At 43.1% G+C, this 18,578-nt stretch carries 22 protein-coding genes; 2 read left to right on the top strand and 20 right to left on the bottom strand.

Translation table 11 applies throughout. The features are described 5' to 3' along the window. The 17 genes from J5A60_RS00955 to J5A60_RS00875 form a co-directional block, all read right to left on the bottom strand. Positions 1–585 carry an outer membrane lipoprotein carrier protein LolA gene (locus tag J5A60_RS00955; protein ID WP_212510264.1) on the bottom strand — a complete coding sequence of 195 codons (585 nt, stop codon included), beginning with the start codon at positions 583–585 and terminating at the stop codon, positions 1–3. Then, positions 585–1,046 (bottom strand): thioesterase family protein, encoded by a 462-nt coding sequence (locus tag J5A60_RS00950; protein WP_204100874.1) that lies wholly within the window; start codon positions 1,044–1,046, stop codon positions 585–587. Before J5A60_RS00950 ends, J5A60_RS00955 begins: the two co-directional genes overlap by 1 nt. Beyond that, a complete protein-coding gene (locus J5A60_RS00945; RefSeq protein WP_212510263.1) occupies positions 1,039–1,959 on the bottom strand; it encodes a glycosyl transferase family 2 in 921 nt (306 codons plus the stop codon). Before J5A60_RS00945 ends, J5A60_RS00950 begins: the two co-directional genes overlap by 8 nt. Next, a complete protein-coding gene (locus J5A60_RS00940; protein ID WP_212510262.1) occupies positions 1,956–2,678 on the bottom strand; it encodes a glycosyltransferase family 2 protein in 723 nt (240 codons plus the stop codon). The genes J5A60_RS00945 and J5A60_RS00940 overlap by 4 nt, the downstream gene beginning before the upstream one ends. Further along, on the bottom strand, positions 2,675–3,985 hold the full coding sequence (locus tag J5A60_RS00935) for an AMP-binding protein (protein WP_212510261.1): 1,311 nt from the start codon (positions 3,983–3,985) through the stop codon (positions 2,675–2,677). Before J5A60_RS00935 ends, J5A60_RS00940 begins: the two co-directional genes overlap by 4 nt. Then, on the bottom strand, positions 3,978–4,523 hold the full coding sequence (locus tag J5A60_RS00930) for a hypothetical protein (protein WP_212510260.1): 546 nt from the start codon (positions 4,521–4,523) through the stop codon (positions 3,978–3,980). Before J5A60_RS00930 ends, J5A60_RS00935 begins: the two co-directional genes overlap by 8 nt. Positions 4,524–4,571: 48 nt before the next feature. Then, complete coding sequence (locus tag J5A60_RS00925; protein WP_212510259.1) at positions 4,572–6,236, bottom strand: AMP-binding protein; 1,665 nt, start codon at positions 6,234–6,236, stop codon at positions 4,572–4,574. Next, positions 6,236–6,487 (bottom strand): acyl carrier protein, encoded by a 252-nt coding sequence (locus J5A60_RS00920; RefSeq protein ID WP_109103882.1) that lies wholly within the window; start codon positions 6,485–6,487, stop codon positions 6,236–6,238. The genes J5A60_RS00925 and J5A60_RS00920 overlap by 1 nt, the downstream gene beginning before the upstream one ends. Position 6,488: 1 nt before the next feature. Continuing rightward, entirely contained in the window at positions 6,489–6,752 is a 264-nt protein-coding gene (locus J5A60_RS00915; protein WP_005715810.1) for a phosphopantetheine-binding protein, read from the bottom strand. After that, the gene (locus J5A60_RS00910; protein ID WP_109103880.1) at positions 6,730–7,518 is read right to left on the bottom strand and encodes a 1-acyl-sn-glycerol-3-phosphate acyltransferase; all 789 of its coding nucleotides are present in this window, start codon (positions 7,516–7,518) and stop codon (positions 6,730–6,732) included. Before J5A60_RS00910 ends, J5A60_RS00915 begins: the two co-directional genes overlap by 23 nt. After that, positions 7,503–8,246 carry a beta-ketoacyl synthase chain length factor gene (locus tag J5A60_RS00905; RefSeq protein WP_212510258.1) on the bottom strand — a complete coding sequence of 248 codons (744 nt, stop codon included), beginning with the start codon at positions 8,244–8,246 and terminating at the stop codon, positions 7,503–7,505. Before J5A60_RS00905 ends, J5A60_RS00910 begins: the two co-directional genes overlap by 16 nt. A gap of 6 nt (positions 8,247–8,252) precedes the next feature. Continuing rightward, a complete protein-coding gene (locus tag J5A60_RS00900; protein WP_212510257.1) occupies positions 8,253–8,669 on the bottom strand; it encodes a hypothetical protein in 417 nt (138 codons plus the stop codon). Between the two features lie 202 nt (positions 8,670–8,871). Continuing rightward, entirely contained in the window at positions 8,872–9,585 is a 714-nt protein-coding gene (gene yigB / locus J5A60_RS00895) for a 5-amino-6-(5-phospho-D-ribitylamino)uracil phosphatase YigB (RefSeq protein ID WP_212510256.1), read from the bottom strand. 10 nt (positions 9,586–9,595) lie between these two features. Then, positions 9,596–10,486, bottom strand: a complete 891-nt coding sequence (xerC, locus tag J5A60_RS00890) for a tyrosine recombinase XerC (protein WP_212510255.1) — start codon at positions 10,484–10,486, stop codon at positions 9,596–9,598. 16 nt (positions 10,487–10,502) lie between these two features. Continuing rightward, complete coding sequence (gene dapF, locus J5A60_RS00885; protein WP_005715797.1) at positions 10,503–11,327, bottom strand: diaminopimelate epimerase; 825 nt, start codon at positions 11,325–11,327, stop codon at positions 10,503–10,505. Between the two features lie 146 nt (positions 11,328–11,473). Next, on the bottom strand, positions 11,474–13,318 hold the full coding sequence (locus J5A60_RS00880) for an ABC transporter ATP-binding protein (RefSeq protein WP_212510254.1): 1,845 nt from the start codon (positions 13,316–13,318) through the stop codon (positions 11,474–11,476). An 89-nt stretch (positions 13,319–13,407) separates the two neighbouring features. Next, positions 13,408–14,325: a cupin domain-containing protein gene (locus J5A60_RS00875; RefSeq protein WP_212510253.1), complete on the bottom strand. Its 918-nt coding sequence runs from the start codon at positions 14,323–14,325 to the stop codon at positions 13,408–13,410. 113 nt (positions 14,326–14,438) lie between these two features. On the opposite strand from J5A60_RS00875, the gene J5A60_RS00870 reads away from it, so the two are divergent. After that, positions 14,439–14,780, top strand: a complete 342-nt coding sequence (locus J5A60_RS00870; RefSeq protein WP_032997740.1) for a carboxymuconolactone decarboxylase family protein — start codon at positions 14,439–14,441, stop codon at positions 14,778–14,780. Positions 14,781–14,867: 87 nt separating this feature from the next. Here the strand turns inward: J5A60_RS00870 and J5A60_RS00865 are convergent, their stop codons facing one another. Continuing rightward, positions 14,868–15,911 carry a glycosyltransferase family 9 protein gene (locus J5A60_RS00865; protein ID WP_212510252.1) on the bottom strand — a complete coding sequence of 348 codons (1,044 nt, stop codon included), beginning with the start codon at positions 15,909–15,911 and terminating at the stop codon, positions 14,868–14,870. A gap of 87 nt (positions 15,912–15,998) precedes the next feature. On the opposite strand from J5A60_RS00865, the gene J5A60_RS00860 reads away from it, so the two are divergent. Then, a complete protein-coding gene (locus J5A60_RS00860) occupies positions 15,999–16,724 on the top strand; it encodes a 3-deoxy-D-manno-octulosonic acid kinase (protein WP_212510251.1) in 726 nt (241 codons plus the stop codon). A gap of 59 nt (positions 16,725–16,783) precedes the next feature. On the opposite strand, the gene coaD is transcribed toward J5A60_RS00860, so the two are convergent. After that, positions 16,784–17,269, bottom strand: a complete 486-nt coding sequence (coaD, locus tag J5A60_RS00855) for a pantetheine-phosphate adenylyltransferase (RefSeq protein ID WP_212510250.1) — start codon at positions 17,267–17,269, stop codon at positions 16,784–16,786. After that, a complete protein-coding gene (gene waaA / locus J5A60_RS00850; RefSeq protein WP_212510249.1) occupies positions 17,270–18,553 on the bottom strand; it encodes a lipid IV(A) 3-deoxy-D-manno-octulosonic acid transferase in 1,284 nt (427 codons plus the stop codon). Positions 18,554–18,578 lie beyond the last annotated feature (25 nt).

Here is an 18,578-nt window from a genome sequence, read left to right as displayed (position 1 = left end):
TTATTCCAACGCCGCCTGAGCGAACGCCGTTAATGATTGGTTTTGCTGAACATTGTCAAAATGAATCCGGGTTTTATCCCCTTGTTTTTCATCTAACACAATGGTTTTCACCACGCTATCACCTTGAATTTCAATATGATTAAAAATCTGTTTCATCAGCAACGAACTTGGCGTTAACGTTAAAGACCAATTTTTCGCTTCACCAACCAGCGTTGTATCAAATTGCGTTTTTAACCCGGAAATATCCCCTGATAACAAACCGAGGAACAAGCTAATTTGTTCCGCCTGTCCCATTTTTCCATTTGCCACCCATTGCTTCCCGTCCCATTGCATAATGCCGTCTTTTTTTACACGGAGCTGATTGGTAAAGGGTTTTTCCATTTGCCATAAAAGCCCTTTCTGTGCCAATAATACAAATTTACCTTGGGTGGTAATTGGCTTATTTAAAGATTTCAGAAAACGCTGTTGGGTAAAATCACCTTGCACATTTTGCGGGGTTTGTAACAAGGTAATGAGTTCATTTTCAGAAAACGCCCAACTCAACGGACTCAGCCACAATAAACAAATAGCCAATAAAATGCGCATTATGTGTTCTCCTGTTGAAAACTCGGGTGATTTTCCACCGCACTTCGCCAACAAGGCGGTGTCTGCAATTGCATCTCTCCGCTTTTAATTTCTACCGCAACTTGCGTTGTGCTACCCGCAGTGAGTTTCTCGTTCGTTGCAATATCACGAATAATGTAATCAATACGAATGCAAGTTTCATATTCCACCAATGAAAGCTCCACGCGAATTTTTTGACGAAACAACGCCGGTTTCACATATTTCAAATTCAACTGAACAATAGGCCAGCCATAGCCTTTTTCTTTCATTACGTCGTAGGTGTAATGAATTTCGTCCAAAAATGCACAGCGTGCCATTTCTAAATATTTCACATAATGCCCATGCCACATAATATTCATGGAATCCACATCAAAAAACTGGATTTCATATTCAGAGGCATGGTGACAATAAACGTGTTTTTTCTTTCTCAACATTTTAATCATCTTCCCAAAAATCGTAAAAATTGAACCAATACAAGGGGTTTTCTGCACATTCTTGCGCTAATAAATCCGCATAGCGTTGCATTGCCTGTTCAATATTGTCAGCTCGTTGCTTTCCACGCCCCTCGATAGGGCCGGAAAAATGACGCAATTTTAAATGATAGTCTCCCCATTTTTTTAAGCAAAAGACCGTATTAATGGGGGCTTTCAGTAAACTTGCCATCAGCCATACACCTTGTGGAAAGGATGCCTGCGTACCTAAGAAATCCACTTTTTGCGTTTTATCGCCACGTACCGGCACGCGATCGGCCGCAATCGCAATCCACTCGCCACGTTCAAGCCGTTCATGTAATTCCAACATTTTCTGCGCATCCAAATCCTCCACTTGAATTAATGGCAAGGAGGAAGCGCCCGCCTTTTCGAGAGATTCATTAAAGGCTTGTGCATGACGGTTATGCACCAAAATGTTTAGCTTAAAATTGCTATGATTTGGGTTATCGACCAACGCACGACAAATCTCGATATTGCCAAAATGAGAACAGACCAAAATTTGTCCACGACCTTCTGAACGAATGGCTTGATAGACGTTATCTGTGTCATCATCAATTAAATCAGCATAACGAATTTTTTTCTGCCAGACGGCGAAACGATCGGTGATCGCCTCACCAAAGGCTAAAAACTGACAAAATACGGGATAACGAGGCAAATGAACCTGCGGAAAGGTTTGTTGTAGCCGTTGTTGATAGCGGCGAATATTGCGGCGAGCCTTTTGAGACGTCAGGAAAAAATAGCTCACCACAAAAAAAGTGACCAGTTTAATCACCCACAACGGGCAGTACTGCACAATAAGGCGGGTTAAATTTAAGGAAAGCTTACTCCCGCGCTCATTTTGCTCTGCCCAATGCTGAGAGCTCATACTTTTCGCCCCGTCAATACTCGTGCCAACATACCGAAAAATAAACGGCAGTGCATTTTACTGATGCCCCAGTTATCTGCAAAACCACGGAAATGGGATATGCCGTCCTGTTGATAACGCACCGGCGTATCGACCCAAATTAAAGGAATTTGATGCCAATGGGCTTTCACCACAATATCAATATCGAAGTCCATACGATTTCCTAACGACTCCGCTTGCATCAAATCCAAAATCGGCGCTAAAGGATAAAGACGAAAACCGCACATACCATCTTTAATATCAAACGAGAGCGTATGAATAGCATTCCAAAAATCTGTAATTTTACGTCCGTATAAACGCGCTTTCGGTGCATCCTCGCCATAAATCGGTTTACCGCAAATAAGTGCGGTCGGATTTTTTTGCATTTCGAGCAACATTTTTACCATATCTGGAAGGTGGTGCTGACCATCGGCATCCACTTGAATACCATGTGTAAACCCCATTTCAGCCGCTTTCATGAAGCCGATTTTCATTGCAGCGCCTTTTCCCCCGTTCAGCGGACAATAATGCACAAAGACGTTAGGCGTGTGTTGCAATGTTTTTAAGACGGCCACGTGAGCCTCAGAAGAACCATCATCGACAATCAACACCGGGAGATGTTGTTTAAGCACCTTCTGCACAACATTTTCTATCGTGTTGGAATGATTATAGTGAGGAATAATAACAATGACCTTGTTCATAGACCATCCTCTTTTTCTGCTAAAAAGGCTTGCTCAAAGTCAGGCTTACTAATTTTGGATTGGCTATTACGAGGCAATGTTTCCACAAAGCGCCAAAAACGTGGCAACCCTGAATGTTCTTGAGTTTTTATTAGAAAGTGACGTAACTGACTTACCAAGGAACTTCGTCCAAGTTGCTGATAGGATTGTATACCATCGAGATTTAACGCGACCCAAGCCGCCGGTCGAAAATGCACCGGATGCTGTGCGATATAGCAATCCGCCACCCAAGGATGTCGCAATAAATCCTGTTCGATTTTTACTAACGAAATACGTTTATCACCAAATTTCACAATACGATCGATACGCCCTAATAAATGAAATTTGTCCTCAAATAATTCCGCACCATCTGCCGTTTGTTCCCGCTGATTTAACCAGGCAGAATCGACCCACAAAGCCCCTTCGCTATTCAGCCCGACCTTAGTCATTGTAGTCGGCTGCCACAAACCATCATCGGCACGGAAAGCAATTGCACCGGTTTCCGTGCTACCGTAGCACTCAATCACATCAGCTTTCAATTGTTGTCGAATGGCATTACCGGTATCTGCCGGTAACACACCGCCGGAGGAAATCATTCCCAGCAAAGGACATTGGTGTAACTTCGCATCATCCAGGTTTAAGCGGGTCAAAAGCGTTGGGCTGCTAATCCAAATACTTGCCGGCGCAGCAAAACTTTCTTCAATCAAACCTTCAGGGTAAGGCTGTTGCTGACGTGCAATCGTCCACCCCATAATAAGCGGCAACATAATACGATACGAGAGACCGTAATGATGTTGCACAGAAACGCTGGATACTAAATGAATATGATTCCCCTCCGGGAAAGGAAGGGATTGATGGATGGCTTCCGCCTCTAACCACATTTGCTGGGCGGTTTTAACTAATATTTTCGCCTGTCCGCTACTGCCTGAGGTTTTTAGCCAAATTTCCGTGGGATGATGGCAATCAAAGTGCGGTAGGTTTTCAGAGTATTTTTTTTCAATACCGTAATGATTAAACAGAGTGTCATCAAACAGAAAATCCGCATTTTCTTTGATCCATTGTTGATTTTCCGAAAGCAAATTAGGAGGAAGTAAAATACGCGTACCGGAATGAAAACACGCTAGCATAGCGCATGCGAACAATGCCGCATCATCAAACCAAAAAGCCACCGACTTAATTTGTTCTTGCTTTAATTGTGCTGAAATTTGCCATGCTCTTGTCAAAAAATCTTGCCATTGCCAGTCAGGATGGCGGGCAATTAGTGCATTAGGATCCCGTAGATTATTCATAATGTTTTTTTACTTTTTGTCTGACCAACCATTCACCGGCCATCACAATCGCCATAATGCAATAGGAAATCATACCGGTGTAGAGTGCCCAAAAATCATAATATTCCAATCCAATGGCTGTCGCAGTAATCAAGATATTTACAATAAAAACCCCACACCACAGTTGAGTGACTTTTCGGGTATAACGAACACCATGCTCATTTAAATCCGGTGTTTGAAGACGCGCTAAACGCTCCACTACCGTTTGCCCACGCAATAGGCTCCCGCCAAATAACGAGAGCATTAACACATTAATGATGATAGGGTACCAAAACATGGTTTCAATGGAGCGGGTCAGCGCTACCACCGCTAAAATCAATGCCATACACCAGGCAAAATAACGTTGCCCCTGCTGTTGAAAAGCCCCTTTACATGCCCAAAGCAACGCCATAATCCAAGGTAAATGAAACAGCATTTGCTGATTATCGGCGAATAACCAGAGTATCGGATAAGCGATACCGGTTAACGTTAGTAAAAGGTTGATAATAATCTTAATCATATTCACAAGAGGCAACACAATTTATGAGGCAAACAAGTGATAACATGGTTAACGATACGATAACACTGCGACGCCGCTACAGCACATATCATTTTCTACTTTCAGTTGGAAAGTGACTTTATCCCGTTTCTCGGCGACGTTTAATTCAAGAGAAAAACGGTCATTCGGACGTAAGAATTTTTGGAATTTCAATTTATCCAAACGGCTAAATTCAACATCCTGCGCCACCAACGCTTTAATCTTGTCACTAATCCATTGCAATTCAATTGCGCCCGGCACTAAAGGGAAATTTGCAAAATGATCTTTAAGATACAACAAATCTAATGGCACTTTGCCGGTTGCCTGATAATGATGTTCAGTTTGCTGTTCGGTTAACCAAATCGGTTCACGCTGCGGCTCAATACAAGTGCGGTTAAATTCCAGTTTGTTTATTTTAGATTGGCTATTGCGCGGCAATTTATCCGTAAAACGCCAAAAACGTGGAATCGCTGTCTTATCCTGTGTTTCAGCCAAATAGGCTTTAAGTTGATCTATCAAATGACGTCGACCATTCTCTCTTAAAATTTCAATCCCTTGTGCATTTAAGCCGACCCAAGCAGCCAATCGAGGTTGTTCAGGATGTTGCGCAATATAGCAATCCTCAACCCAAGCATGTTGGTTTAACTTGGTTTCAATACCGGCTAATGAAGTACGTTTATCACCAATTTTGACGATACGATCACTGCGCCCTAATAAACGGAATCCACCATCAAGAAACTCCACCACATCTGCCGTTTGCTCACGTGTCGAAAGCCAACATCCCTCGATCCATAACGCACCATCTTCATTACAGCCTAAACGACTATTTGGCAAGGTTTGCCATAAATGAATATCATCACGAATCGCAATCGGGCCGGTTTCCGTACTGCCATAAATTTCAATGACAGGCTGCTGCAATAAATGGCGCATTTGTTCTGAAGTTTCTTCCGGTAATGCACCACCGGAAGAAATCACACCAACGATATTTTTCGGCATTGTCGTATTAAACCAGTCAATACGGGTGAGCATAGCGGGGCTACTGACGATCACTGTCTGTTCAGTATTCCTTGCTTCAGCAAGCATACATTCCGGATAAAATTGTTGCTTACGCCCAATTTGCCAGCCATTGACCAAGGACATCATGATGTGTACGGTTAAACCATAAATATGTTGAATACTGACCGTACTAATAGCCGTCACATTATTCTCTGCTTTAAACGGCAAGGCTTCCGCCAAGACTTCCGCACCGAGCCACATTTGCTCTGCGGTTTTAATGATTGTTTTTGCCTCACCGGTACTGCCGGAGGTTTTCAGCCAGATTTCCGTTTGGTTGTCATAATCAAAGAGCGGTCGATTTTCAGCGTATTTTTGACAAGACTGTTGCGCACCAAAATCATCAAAACACACCACCAAGGAAGAGTGAATCTCCACATCGGTTAGCCACAAATCTGCATGGGCACTGACCCACGCTACACTTTCCGGCGTAACATTCGGCGGGAAAAGCACCCGCACTTTGGCATGCCAAGCGGCTAAAAGCGTACACGCCAATTTGGCGCCGTCTTCAAACCATACTGCAACAGCTCGAATGTGGCGGTGTTGGAATTCTGCGGACACTTGATACGCTTTTTGTTCGAAATCCGAATAGCACCATACAGGGGCAAATGCAATGAGATCGGTTGGGGCATATTTACGCATTATTGAGCGCTCTGGCTGATTTTTAGTACGGCTTTGACCACATCATCTACGGTACGAACATTACGAAAATCTTCCGCTTGCAATTTGTGGCCTGTTTTACGTTTAATGTGATCGATCAAATCAATCGCATCAATGCTATCAATTTCTAAATCTTCATACAGATTGGTTTCCGGCTTAATTCTTTCCGGTTCGATTTCAAATAAAGACTCAAGCGCCTCAGTCAATAAATCTCGAATTTCTTGTTCAGTCATATTACGCCTCACCTTTTTGACTACGAATAAAACTTGCCAAGGTCGCTACACTTTCAAAGTGATTACGTACTTGGGTTTGTTCACTATCCAGTTGCAAATGAAATGTTTTTTGCACTGCCAAGCCCAGTTCAAGCGCATCAACAGAGTCCAACCCTAAACCATCATCACCAAAAAGTGCGGTGTCATTTTCAATATCTTCAACACTGATATCTTCTAATGCCAAACTATCAATAATTAATTGTTTAATTTGCTGTTCCAGTTCCATTTTTGTTGTCCTTTGTGTGTAAATTAAAATAATCTTCTAAATATTTAGTCAATCTACGAGAAGCCATTGGTAAAGATTGGGTTTGTAGCCAGTCTTGAGGATCAATATCTTCCCCAACAATAAGCTCATATTGAATGCGTGTTTTCGGAATTTGATACCACGGTTGACCTTTTTTCAAATTTAACGGAAGCATTCGAATGATAACCGGAGTAATCACTTTAGCGCTACGTAAACCGATAGATACTGCACCTCGGTTAAGTTTAACCACCCCATCCCAACCGGTTCGCGTTCCTTCTGCAAAAAGCAACAAGGCTTGTTCTTTGAGTACTTCGTCGCTTTGTTCTAATAATTCGACAGACTCTGTATTGGGTAAAAAACCACAAGCCAATATCTGATTTCGCATGGTAGGGTTATTTAATAAATCTTTTTTAACAATACAGTTAAGCGTTGGCACTTTACCTAAAATTAATACTACATCTAATAGAGAAGGGTGATTTGGCAGTATTAATTGTCCAGGACGACCAAGCTTTTCAAATCCTTTATAAGTGACTTGTAATACACCAACAAAAGATAAATAACGAATAAAGTAATACCAAATCCGACCAACAAAACGGCGCGTCTTTAATTGATTTTGTAGCGAGTCAGTTTTGCGAGTAAGCATGTAGGGATACAAAACCAACTGAAGTAACACGCCTGCCGTCCCCCAAAAGAAAAAACCAATTGCTGTCCCGATAAATCGTCGAAGCCAATCTAGTTTTTCTGCCATGTCCAAACGCCTCCCGTACTATTTGGCGTTTGCCATTGTGTGCAGTTTAAATGCTGATTTTTAACCCATTCTAAGGCCGAATCCAAAACAGGTTCCATTTCAAAAGCGCTATTAGAAAGACTTAATTGGTATTGCTCCCCAGCTTCCACCACCAATGCCAACGCATAGCTAAAAGGCTGACGCATAACCGGATGAGCGTTGTATTCCAGGGCAAGAGGTGATTCTGCGACAACCACAAGAACCTGCTTTTCACCTTCCCGTAACAGGAGATAGGCTTCCAATAATGCAATCTCCAAATTGTCTTTGTTAGCAACCAGCGCTGTGGTTTCTGCTTTCACTTGACGCAATTCAGACCATTGCCCGATTAATGCATTGTGTACTGATAAACTGAAGGAGGTTGGGGATAAATCCCCTTCCGTTAATAAAGCATGCCATAAACTAAAGTTGCGATTAATTTCACTATTTGCTGACGCATAAACCACCGGTAAATTGGTTTTCTCCTCAACCAGATTCCAAGCCGCCTCAAAAATTAAACGGGCGGAATCGCTTAAACGGCGACGTTTTAATGGCGCTAAAAACTCAAGTTTAGGAACAAAATCAGGAAAACTTTCGCTGTTTTTTTGCCAATGCGTATATCCCAGAGCCCAATCACTGTCGGACAAAGTCTTATTACAAACGATTTTCCACGCTGAAATATTGCAAGAAAACTGACAAATTGTCTTAGTCATTATGGCTTATCGAAACAGTTGGTTAATCATTAAATCCGTTTGACCTTGTAAACCAACCTGATCAACACGTTCTTTCTCATCACCGCGACGTTTATACGATAATGATCCCAAAGATTGTTTTGTTCCCATCTCTTTCAACTCAAATTTAGCACGGCCAATAATATGATTATTTCCTCTCACGTTAAAAAATAAGACGTGATCACAATCCGCTTTATTTCTCATTAATTCAGCTGAAATATTTTTATTTTTTAAGCTACGCGTTAATGCATCAATAAAATTATCCGGCGCAGCTTTAATACTGCCTTTTAAACAAATATGTTTAATGTTCTGAGTCGCACTAACAGGTTTTAAATCAACAACACCGGAAGAACAAGCAGTCAAAGCAAATGCGGCTAAACTCATAGATAACAATAATTTTTTCATGAAATGATCCATTTAATTAAATTTAAAATATCAAAATGCAAATTTTGTCAATTCTACCTACCCGACCTAATTAAAGCAATCGTAAGACAATAAGAAAGGCGATATCGTCAAATAATTGAAAATATTCATTCATAAAATAAAAAAGGCATAGGTTGACTATGCCTTTTTCTTTATCAAAACACGGTAAAAAAGGACCGCACTTTTAACAACACAACGATAACAATGCCGATAAATCCGACATTTCTACCGTTGGTAACAGACGAGCATCGCTGAATTGGTGAATATGCTTTTGGGTTAAGTTTAACCAAACTGCTTGGCAGCCGGCTTGAATAGCTCCTTGTACGTCAGTTTGTAAGTTATCGCCTACGTGCAACAGTTGGTATGGTGAAATATTGAAATGCTGGGCGGTCTGCCGAAACAAATCCTCATGAGGTTTAGCTCTGCCATGCTCACCGCCACGTAATGTTAAATCAAAGTGGTGAAAGCCAATACGTGCTGGTTCTACATTGCCGTTAGTCATCGCGACAAGTTTATAGTGTTGTTTGAGTTGTTTTAGAATCTCGAAACTTTGTGGTGGCACGTCGATTTGATGGCGCCAGTGTAAAAAATACGACATGGCTTTTTCAGAAATAGCGGAAATATCCCCCGCACTTTTTTGTCGTTTTGCTAATAGCGCCTGTAAACTTTGCGTTCGCCATGCGGTAACATTTTCTTGTAGGAGAGGATTTTCTCGCCCAACCGTTTCTTTCCAAAACACCCATTCAGCATGTGTCACGTCTTGAACGCCGTCATATTGGCGTAAAAATGCCAAAAATTCACTTTCCGCTTTAATCATCACCTGTGAGTTATCGTATAAGGTGTCATCCAAATCAAAACTGATCACCTGAAAAGGCTGTAAAGTGCGGTAAAATTTCATGACGTTTCTCTTATTTTTTCCGTTTGGCTCGCGGATGCGCCGCATCATACACGTCTGCTAAATGTTGAAAATTTAAGTGTGTATAAATTTGCGTTGTTGATAAATGACTGTGTCCGAGCAATTCTTGTACCGCGCGTAAATCCGAACTGGCTTCCAACATATGGGTGGCAAAAGAGTGACGGAGTTTATGCGGATTCAAATGGCTATTCAAACCTTGTCGAATGCCCCAGCGTTCCAAGCGCATTTGAATCGTGCGCGTGGACATGCGATTCCCCAACTGACTGACAAACAACGCGTCGTCTTTTGGATTAAATAACAACCGCACTTTGAGCCATTGTTGAATCGCATGGGAAGCATAACGCCCCAGTGGCACAATGCGCTCTTTATTCCCTTTACCAATCACCCGGACTTCACGCACGCGAAGATTAATGCTGTTTAAGTTCAATCCTTGCAATTCCGACAAACGCAAACCTGAGCTGTAAAACAATTCGATCATGGCGCGATCGCGGATATCAATAGGCTCTTTGCTGTCGTTGGCAAGTAATAGCTGAATTTGATCTGTATCGATGTTTTTGGGTAAATGTTTGGGTTGCTTAGGCGCGGAAACGCCCACAGCCGGATTCACCTTGAGCTGCCCTTGATACACCAAATAACTCAAAAAGCGGCGCAACGCAGAAAGGCGTAACGCTAAGCTTTTTTCTTTTAGGCCATCCTGTTTACTGCTTTGCGCCAACACATAGCGCACCACACTTGGCGTGACTTGTTGCCATTGTTGAATTCCGGCGTCCTGCAAAATAGCGATAACGCGCACCAACTGATGTTGATAGTTGGTCAGCGTGAGAGGACTCACTTGACGTTCAATGCGCAAATAAGTCAGGTATTTTTGCAGTTCGTTTTGCATCGCAGATGATCGACCATTAGAGATAAATCACGCCGTCATAGACGTGGGTGGCGCTACCGGTCATATACAGCGGATGCCCTTCGCCTTGCCATTCAATCAGCAAACTGCCGCCGGGCAAATCCACCTGCACTTCATTGTCCAGTACGCCTTGCATAATCCCCACAGCGACTGCCGCACAAGCACCGCTACCGCAGGCTTGGGTTTCACCCGCGCCGCGCTCATGTACGCGTAATTTAATATGTTTACGGTTCACCACCTGCATAAAACCGGCATTCACCCGTTCCGGAAAACGCTCATGATTTTCTAATAAGGGCCCAAGCTGCGCCACGTTGGCGGTATGGATATCATCCACCTGCACCACACAATGGGGATTTCCCATGGATACCGCGCCACAGAGTACCGTTTGAATTTCCGTGCGCAGAATATAATTTTTCTCGAATTTATTGGCGGTAAACGGAATTTTATTTGGCTCCCAAATGGGTTCGCCCATGTTCACTCGCACATTGTCGTCTTCTTTGACGGTCAACACCATTTTGCCATTTTGCGTACTGACGGCGATATCCTTTTTGTTGGTTAAACCTTTAAGCGTCACAAAACGGGCAAAACAACGAGCACCATTACCACATTGCGCCACTTCACTGCCATCCGCATTAAAAATACGATAATGAAAATCCAATTCGGGATCATAAGGCGGTTCCACCACCAACAGCTGATCAAAACCAATGCCACGATGACGATCGGCTAAACGTTTAATGGTGTCAGCAGGAAAATAAACGTTCTGCGTAACCGCATCTACCACCATAAAATCATTGCCGAGTCCGTGCATTTTAGAAAATTGCATGTATATCCTTAAAATCGTTTAAATCATGCCAAGCATTATAATCAGCCCTATCCGTTGAGTAAATCTATTGCTTCTATGCTGAAAAAACACCGCAAAAAGAAACCGCACTTTGCCAAGCAAAAGTGCGGTCGTTTTAGAAGGTATTTTTAATCTGTGTGCCCACTCAAGAAGCCACCACTTTGGTGCTGCCATAATTTGGCATAGAGACCGTTTTGTGCGAGTAATTCGGCATGTGTGCCTTGTTCTACGATTTGTCCGTGATCCAACACAATCAGACGATCCATCGCGGCAATCGTGGATAAACGGTGCGCGATAGCAATAACGGTTTTGTTTTCCATCATTTTATCCAAACTTTCCTGAATCGCCGCTTCCACTTCAGAATCCAAAGCACTGGTGGCTTCGTCCAATAACAAAATCGGCGCATCTTTCAACATCACGCGGGCGATGGCGATACGCTGGCGTTGCCCACCGGAGAGTTTCACGCCACGTTCACCAACGTGCGCATCATACCCCTTGCGTCCCTGCGCATCGCTTAAAAATGGAATAAAATCCGCCGCTTCGGCACGCTCCGCCGCATCAAACATTTCCTGCTCGGTGGCACTTGGTCTGCCGTACACGATATTATCACGCACGGAACGGTGCAATAACGACGTATCTTGCGTCACCAAGCCGATTTGACTGCGCAGGCTTTCTTGTTGCACGTCCATGATATTTTGCCCGTCAATGGTGATAGTGCCTTGCTGTGCTTCATAAAAGCGTAACAGCAAATTCACAATCGTGGATTTACCCGCGCCGGAACGCCCAATCAACCCCACTTTTTCACCCGGTTTGATGGTTAAATTAAAATGGCTCAACAAAGGTTTTGCCGGATCGTAGGCAAAACTTAGGTCGTTAAATTTAATCTCACCGCGCGTGACATTTAACGGTGGGCAATTCGGTTTATCCAAAATGGTCTGCGGCTTGGTCAGCGTATTCATACCGTCATTTACCGTACCGATATTTTCAAACAAGCGTGCCGATTCCCACATAATCCAACGGGACAAACCGTGAACGCGCAATGCCATTGCCGTAGATGTAGCAATCGCGCCAACACCGACTAAACTTTGTTGCCATAGCAATACACCAATGATCGCGGTACTTAAAATCAGCACGACATTATTGATGTAGGTTAAGCTGTCTAGCGAGGTTGCCAAACGCATTTGGGCGTGCACCGTCACCATAAATTCTTCCATGGAACGCTTAGCGTAACCCGCTTCACGAGCACCATGAGAAAACAATTTTACGGTGGCAATATTGGAATAGGCGTCAGTGATTCGCCCCGTCATTAATGAACGGGCATCTGCCTGACGTTGCGCCGTTTTGGAAAGACGGGGAATTAACAAACGCAAAATGGTGATAAACAGCACAATCCAAACAAAGAAAGGTACGAGAAACCAACTATCTAATGAGGCTAACACTAAGCCTGAGGTCACAAAATACACCACCACATAAACCAACATATCGGCGATAGTGAGCACCGTATCGCGCACCGCAAGAGCGGTTTGCATCACTTTCGCGGAAACTCGTCCGGCAAATTCATCTTGGTAAAAACTTAAACTTTGCCCCAACATCAGACGATGAAAATTCCAACGCAGGCGCATTGGGAACACGCCTTGTAAGGTTTGTAGACGCACGGAGGAGGCTAAAAACAACCAAATAATGCTGAAGATTAACAAGCCTCCCATTCCCATGAGTAAATGGCCTTTTTCCTGCCATAAGGTTGTCGATGTATAAGCCCCCAACCAATCCACCAACAAGCCCATAAATTGGAACAACATGGCTTCCATCACGCCGTTGCCAATCGTCAGCACTGCTAACAGCAAAATCCAACCTTTCATGCCGTCGATACTCGACCAAATAAAGCGGAACAAACCGTTTTCCGGTGTTTTCGGCGATTGGTCGGGATAGGGGTTCAAGCGATTCTCAAACCAACTAAAAATTTTATTTAACATATCATCTTTCCTTAAAAACAAAGGGCAACCTTATTCGATGTTGCCCACAAACTGTGGCATATTATAGCCTAAATTGTCTTCAACCCATACTAAAGGGAGACACGTTTACGGTATTGGCTTGGACTCATACCGTAAGCGCTTTTAAAAGCCTTGCTAAAATGCGCTTCCGATTGATAGCCCACGTCTAACGCCACCGCCAATACACTTTTCTGGCTTTGGTTTAATAATAACGCCGCTTGTTGAAGACGAAGCTGAGTTAAAAATTTACCCGGTGCCATACCGATTTTTTGCTGAAACACCCGCATAAAATTCGCCCGCGACATTGCCGCCAACTCGGCCAAAGAATCCATATTCCATGCTTGTTGCGGTGCACTTAATAACTGTGCCAGCACATGACTCAAGCGTTTATCTTGCAACCCCGCCAACACGCCTTGATTTAACTGAGTTGATTGCAATCCGTGGCGCAAAATATAAATAAACAGCACCGTGACCAGTGAATCAATCAAAGATTTCGCCCCACTTTGCGTTTTGTTCGCCTCCTGTTGTAGCACCTGAATCAGTGCTAACAACGGCGTATCATGCAAAGACAAATGCAAATATGTAGGCAACGCCTCTATTAACAACGACGGACGACTGTAATACAACATGCCGCAAAACATTTTCAAATCTGGGGAATTCCGCCCAATATGATAAACCTTAAATAAATCCGTCTGGTTTTCTTGTGGTGTTGCGAGCATTGGCACTGTTTTCATTGCCGCCTGTTGCGTTTGACTGGTAATCAAGTGCGGTCGATTTTGTGGAAGAAAAAAGACATCGCCCGCTTGCAAATGAATCTGTTGATTTTCCAAACTCAACCAACAATTCCCTTGTTCAATCAAATGAAAAATGCCGACATATTGATTTTCACCAACGTCCTGCTGCACCTGCCAATCACCCTGAAATAAACAACGGACGTTCACTTCTCCGCTGACCTGCGCTAACTGAATAAGTTTATCTAAACAATCCATAATGAGATTTTAAGTATAAAAGTTAAGACGAATTGGCAAGTATGATACAAGAATTCGCCTATAATTTGTTCCGAAATTCAGAACACATTTTAAACATATTTAAGGAGAACAAAATGTTTGCAGATTGGAAAAATGATGTTGCCCATGTAAAAAAATCATTCGGCGAATTAGGTAAAAAACACCCGAAAATGTTACAAGCCTACGGCGCACTAAGCGCAGCAGCGGCAGAAGGCGATGTATTGGACGCCAAAACCCGTGAATTAATTGCCCTTGCAGTGGCCGTCACCACCCGTTGCGAAAGCTGTATCGGCGTACACGCAGCCGAAGCGGTTAAAGCCGGCGCAACCGAAGAAGAAGTGGCAGCAGCCTTAGCGATGTCAATCGCACTCAATGCCGGTGCCGCTTACACCTATTCTTTGCGTGCATTAGAAGCTTATAATACACAAAAAGACTAACTTTATTTATTAGGAACTTTATATCATCGGCACCTTTTATAGGTGCCGATTTTTTTATAAAAAACAAGATGAAAAACCACCGAACTTTTACGGCAAGAGAAGGGCTTCCATTTGTTTAACCACCTCTTTCACTTCAATTTGAGCCATCAAATTTTGCCCTTTTAACTTGGTTGCCCAAGGTAATTGCACTGAAGGTTTGCCGTATTCTTTTTGTGCATTTTGTTCATACACGGAAACCACATTGTCTAAATTGCGATAAGGTCCCGTGCGGAGCGGATTATGGTAGGCATATAGCCCAATAACAGGTGTCCCTTGTGTTGTAGCAATATGCGCTGGACCGGAATCCGGTGAAATCACTAAATCTACTTCACGAATTAATGCGGTAAGTTGGGTTAACGTTAACTTACCTGCGACCTCGACAGGAGCAAAATTGCATAAGGTTTTTATTTCCTCAATCATCGCCAATTCACGTGGCGCGGGTGAGCTGCATAAAATCACATTGATATCATGTTGATGTGCCCAATTTGCCACTGCAGCATAACGTTCCACCAGCCAGTCTTTTTCTTTTTTGCTGGAACAAGGTGACATCAGCAGATTTTTGCGATGCGGATCAAGATATTCTCGCACGGCTGTTAAATCCGCTTCCGTCACAGGTAAATCCCACTGAGGTTGAGACGAGGGAACACCAAGATAGTCGGCAAATGCCATAAACCCGTCTAATACATGCGGCTTAGCAGGATCATGAATTCGTTGATTCGTAAACAACCACTGCCCTTCTCGTGCCCGTTGCTTACCGAAACCAATACGGTATTTCGCATGGATTCCGAGAGATAAAATAGAGGCTCGAAAGGCTGTTTGCATATTCAAAAGTGCATCAAATCGACGATGTTTCAATTGCCGCCATAAATCCCACACACCACGCCAACCGCTCTTTTTATCGTACACAATAAATTCAATGCCCGACACATGGCGAAATAACTGAGCTTCCGTTTTACCAATAATCCACGTAATTTGGGTGTTCGGCCAATAACGTTGAATATGTTGCACTGCCGCTAACGCATGACAAACGTCACCGATAGCGGATAAACGTAGAATGCAGAGAGATTGAGGTGCTTGGGAGAAAAGTGCCATGGGGATTTGTTATCTCGGTTAAACTTGGGAATCGGCTTATTTTAAAGTAGAATGCGCCTATCTGCTATCTCATTTTCATCACTTAAAATGCTTGAATTTCAACTCAAAAACGACTTTTTTCTCTTTAATTTTGATCAACAGCTGGCAAACCAAGATCTGTTTTTTAATCCAACATTTTGGCAACAACACCATCGCATTATCGGCTCCGCCAAAGGGCGTGGTACTACGTGGTTTCTCCAAACCGCAGATTTATTTGGCGTAAACACGGCATTACGACATTATTATCGTGGTGGCTTGTGGGGAAAAATCAACAAAGATCGTTATCGCTTCAACGATTTGAACCATACTCGCAGCATGGCGGAATTCAACCTACTCAATCAATTACATCAAGCTGGTTTACCGGTGCCGAAACCGATTGGGGCTCGGGTGCGTAAGGGTAATTTAGGTATTTGTTATCAAGCCGATTTATTAAGTGAAAAAGTAGAAAATGCCCAAGATCTGACCGCACTTTTACAACATCATGCCCTTGAACCCAAACAATGGCAAGAAATCGGTAGACTTATTCGCCGCTTACACGATTTGCAAATCTGCCATACTGACCTCAATGCCCATAATATTCTGTTTCAACAAAACGAAAGCGACAACCAATTCTGGCTCATCGACTTCGATAAGTGCGGTGAAAAATCCGGAAGTTTTTGGAAAGACGCAAACTTACAACGATTACATCGTTCCTTTACTAAGGAAGTGGAACGAATGCACATTCAGTTTGATGAACAGAATTGGCGGGATTTACTCAAGGGATATTCAAGCTAAGGAGAAAATGCTAGTGCCGGCAAAATGCATGCACTAGTGACATAGCAAGTTACAGATGCCTACACACCTAACTCTCGTTTATGCTGCAACGCCTTTAACACGGCCGGCGGAACAAGTTGGCTCATGTCGCCGTTATGAAGATAAATTTCTCGAATCATCGTAGAAGACACATAAGACCATTGTTCGACCGGCGGAAAAAATAGGCTCTCAACACCATGCGTCAACAAACGGTTAAGATGGGCTAACTGAACTTCATATTCAAAATCTGTCGTACTACGCACACCGCGAATAATCGCTTTGACATGATATTCCGCAATGGTGTCCGCTAATAAATTATTAAACCCAATCACTTCAACATTTGGCAAATGCGCTGTTGATTGATGTACCAACTCTACCCGCTCCGCCAAACTGAATAACGGTTTCTTACTTGGGCTTTCGGCTACGGCTACCAAAACGTGAGAAAAAAGCACCGCACTTCGCTCAATAATATTTAAATGGCCATTAGTTAAGGGGTCAAAAGTACCGGGATAAATTACCGTTGTCATTTAGTTTGCCTCATTCAAATAAGGTTTTAACAAATCCATCACTCGTTGCAACGCACCGCGATTTTCATTTAATACGGCATAACCCGCATTACCATAACGTTGGCTAAGCGTCGGTGATTCTAAAAACTGTGCGACAGCCTCTGCCACGGCTTGAGGATTTTCTTCCGTCATTAACACACCTTGACGTTGTTCCAACTTAGTAAAGATTTCAGGAAAATTAAAGGTATGTTTACCACTAATTACCGGCAACTTAAACGCTAACGGCTCCAACGGATTATGCCCGCCATGTGCTACTAAACTCCCGCCAACTAAGGCAACATCTGCCATGGCGTATAGCAACATCAGCTCACCCATCGTATCACCGAGTACTACTTGCGTTTCTGCCTGTGGAATCAAATATCCGCTACGACGTGTATAATTAAAACCTTGTTGTTCAATAAGCTGTGCAACAGAATTAAAACGCTCAGGATGGCGTGGCACTAAAATCAGCAATAAATCGGGAAAGCGCTGCAGTAAAGTGCGGTGGCTTTTTAAGATGATTTCATCCTCGCCTTCATGGGTACTCGCCGCAATCCAAATAGGACGACCAGTATTCCATTGGTTTTTTAATGCCGAAATGTTAACCAATAAATCGTCTGTTAAATTTAAATCGTATTTAATGTTGCCGGTCAATTTTAAGCGTTCTGGCGCAATCCCTAATTGAGCGTAACGCGATAAACTCACCTCATCTTGCGGAGCAATTAAAGTAATATTCTCTAAAAGCGGTTTTAATGCCTTTTTAAACCAACCATAACGCTTGGTAGAACGTGCTGATAAGCGAGCATTCACAATAACAAATGGAATTTGTTTTTTCGCCAGTTGGTGAATCAGATTAAACCAAAGTTCCGTTTCAATCACCACGACTAAACTTGGCTGCACAAAACGAATAAAGCGTGCAACGGCATCAGGTAAATCATAAGGCAAATAAACATGAGTAACACTTTCTCCAAAAACCGCTTTAACGCGATCAGAACCGGTAGGTGTCATAGTCGTGACGGTAATCGGCAAATCCGAATAATCGTGCTGAATACGCTTAATCAGTGGCACTGCAGCGATGACCTCTCCCACAGAAGCGGCATGAATAAGCACACCATTAGGTTTAGGCGAGGAGAACTTACAATACAAGCCATAACGTTCACTCAAACGTTTACGGGAATTAGATGCTTTCATACTACCAACCAGCAGTGACAACCACAAAAATGGCTGGGCAAGATACATTACACAGGTATAAAAAAAACGTAACATAGAAAATACGCCGGCTTATGATAGA

The organism is Aggregatibacter sp. oral taxon 513 (assembly GCF_018128305.1).
Classification (GTDB): Bacteria; Pseudomonadota; Gammaproteobacteria; order Enterobacterales; family Pasteurellaceae; genus Aggregatibacter; species Aggregatibacter segnis_A.
This window is presented reverse-complemented; position numbering and strand designations above follow the sequence as displayed.